This is a genomic window from Streptosporangium sp. NPDC049376 (assembly GCF_044466505.1).
Lineage (GTDB): Bacteria > Actinomycetota > Actinomycetes > Streptosporangiales > Streptosporangiaceae > Streptosporangium.
On the sequence record NZ_JBITMT010000047.1, the window covers coordinates 1462 to 4661 of the forward strand.

General features: G+C 56.5%; 1 rRNA gene. It reads left to right on the top strand.

What is annotated here, in order from left to right:
- Positions 1-62: 62 nt before the first annotated feature.
- Positions 63-3191: ribosomal RNA gene (locus ACIBVQ_RS40470) — 23S ribosomal RNA — on the top strand.
- Positions 3192-3200: the final 9 nt, after the last annotated feature.

The window sequence follows — 3200 nt, forward strand, 5'->3', positions numbered from 1 at the left end:
CGGGGTGGGTTGGGTTGCTGTTTGTTGTTTGAGATTTGCATAGTGGACGCGAGCATCTTTGTGGCCAAGTTTTTTAGGGCACACGGTGGATGCCTTGGCATCAGGAGCCGATGAAGGACGTGGGAGGCTGCGTTAAGCCTCGGGGAGTCGCCAACCAGACGTTGATCCGGGGATGTCCGAATGGGGAAACCTAGCACCAGTCATGTGGTGTTGCCTCCGCTTGAATGTATAGGGCGGTTGGTGGTAACGCGGGGAAGTGAAACATCTCAGTACCCGTAGGAAGAGAAAACAAAATTGTGATTCCGTGAGTAGTGGTGAGCGAAAGCGGATGAGGCTAAACCGTATGCGTGTGATAGCCGGCAGGCGTTGCGTGTGCGGGGTCGTGGGACCCTCTGGGGGAGGCTGCCGCCTCTTCAGGCAGTGAGAAATCGGTGGGGTAGTCGAAGCTTCTGGGAAGGAGCGCCGGAGACCGTGAGAGCCGGGTAGGTGAAACCTTGCCGACTGTTTGAGGGGATCCCAAGTAGCACGGGGCCCGAGAAATCCTGTGTGAATCTGCCAGGACCACCTGGTAAGCCTAAATACTCCCTGATGACCGATAGTGAACTAGTACCGTGAGGGAAAGGTGAAAAGCGCCCCGGTGAGGGGTCGTGAAATAGTACCTGAAACCGTGTGCCTACAAGCCGTAGGAGCGTAAACACTCTTCGGGGTGTTTGTGATGTGACTGCGTGCCTTTTGAAGAATGAGCCTGCGAGTTATGGTGTGTGGCGAGGTTAACCCGTGTGGGGGAGCCGTAGCGAAAGCGAGTCTGAATAGGGCGTTTGAGTCGCATGCTGTAGACCCGAAGCGGAGTGATCTAGGCATGGGCAGGTTGAAGCGTGGGTAAGACTGCGTGGAGGACCGAACCCACCAGGGTTGAAAACCTGGGGGATGACCTGTGTTTAGGGGTGAAAGGCCAATCAAACTCCGTGATAGCTGGTTCTCCCCGAAATGCATTTAGGTGCAGCGTTGCGTGTTTCTTGCCGGAGGTAGAGCACTGGATGGCTGATGGGCCTTACCGGGTTACTGACGTCAGCCAAACTCCGAATGCCGGTAAGTGAGAGCGTGGCAGTGAGACTGCGGGGGATAAGCTCCGTAGTCGAGAGGGAAACAGCCCAGATCACCGACTAAGGCCCCTAAGCGTGTGCTAAGTGGGAAAGGATGTGGAGTCGCAGTGACAACCAGGAGGTTGGCTTAGAAGCAGCCACCCTTGAAAGAGTGCGTAATAGCTCACTGGTCAAGTGATTCCGCGCCGATAATGTAGCGGGGCTCAAGTACACCGCCGAAGTCGTGGCATTCACACATGTAGCCTGGCGGGTTTCCGTCTGGGTGTGTGGATGGGTAGGGGAGCGTCGTGCGGCCGGAGAAGCAGCGGAGTGATCCAGTTGTGGAGGCTGTGCGAGTGAGAATGCAGGCATGAGTAGCGAATCAGAAGTGAGAAACTTCTGCGCCGGATGACCAAGGGTTCCTGGGGCAGGCTAATCCGCCCAGGGTAAGTCGGGACCTAAGGCGAGGCCGACAGGCGTAGTCGATGGACAACGGGTTGATATTCCCGTACCCGCTACGATGCGCCAGTACTGAATCCAGTGATACTAAGGGTCCTTAACCCGGTCTGCTCTTCGGAGCGGGCGTCAGGGTGAACGCCTGGCCTGATCTGGTAGTAGGTAAGCGATGGGGTGACGCAGGAAGGTAGTCCAGCCCAGGCGGTGGTTGTCCTGGGGTAAGCATGTAGGGAGAGAGGTAGGCAAATCCGCCTCTCATGTTCCTGAGATGTGATGCCGAGCCGATTGTGGCGAAGTGGATGATCCTATGCTGCCGAGAAAAGCCTCTAGTGAGTGTCGTGGCGGCCCGTACCCTAAACCGACTCAGGTGGTCAGGTAGAGAATACTAAGGCGATCGGGTGAACTGTGGTTAAGGAACTCGGCAAATTGCCCCCGTAACTTCGGGAGAAGGGGGGCCTTCGCTGGTGATGAACCTTTGCGTTCGGAGCTGGTGGGGGTCGCAGAGGCCAGGGGGAAGCGACTGTTTACTAAAAACACAGGTCCGTGCGAAGTCGTAAGACGATGTATACGGACTGACGCCTGCCCGGTGCTGGAACGTTAAGGGGACCGGTTAGCTGACTTTGGTTGGCGAAGCTGAGAACTTAAGCGCCAGTAAACGGCGGTGGTAACTATAACCATCCTAAGGTAGCGAAATTCCTTGTCGGGTAAGTTCCGACCTGCACGAATGGCGTAACGACTTCCCCGCTGTCTCAACCGCAGACCCGGCGAAATTGCACTACGAGTAAAGATGCTCGTTACGCGCAGCAGGACGGAAAGACCCCGGGACCTTCACTATAGCTTGACATTGGTGTTTGGAACGGTTTGTGTAGGATAGGTGGGAGACGGTGAAGCATCGACGCTAGTTGGTGTGGAGTCATTGGTGAAATACCACTCTGGTCGTTTTGGATGTCTAACCTGGGTCCGTGATCCGGATCAGGGACAGTGTCTGGTGGGTAGTTTAACTGGGGCGGTTGCCTCCTAAAGGGTAACGGAGGCGCCCAAAGGTTCCCTCAGCCTGGTTGGTAATCAGGTGTTGAGTGTAAGTGCACAAGGGAGCTTGACTGTGAGACCGACGGGTCGAGCAGGAGCGAAAGCTGGGACTAGTGATCCGGCGGTGGCTTGTGGAAGCGCCGTCGCTCAACGGCTAAAAGGTACCCCGGGGATAACAGGCTGATCTTCCCCAAGAGTCCATATCGACGGGATGGTTTGGCACCTCGATGTCGGCTCGTCGCATCCTGGGGCTGGAGTAGGTCCCAAGGGTTGGGCTGTTCGCCCATTAAAGCGGTACGCGAGCTGGGTTTAGAACGTCGCGAGACAGTTCGGTCCCTATCCGCTGCGCGCGTAGGAGACTTGAAAGGGGCTGTCCCTAGTACGAGAGGACCGGGACGGACGAACCTCTGGTGTGCCAGTTGTTCCGCCAGGAGCATGGCTGGTTGGCTACGTTCGGGAGGGATAACCGCTGAAAGCATCTAAGCGGGAAGCTCGCCTTGAGATGAGGTCTCCCACCTTGTGAGAGGGTAAGGCCCCCAATGGATGATTGGGTTGATAGGCCGGGTGTGGAAGCGCGGTAACGTGTGGAGCTGACCGGTACTAATAGGCCGAGGACTTGACCTCAAGGTTTTT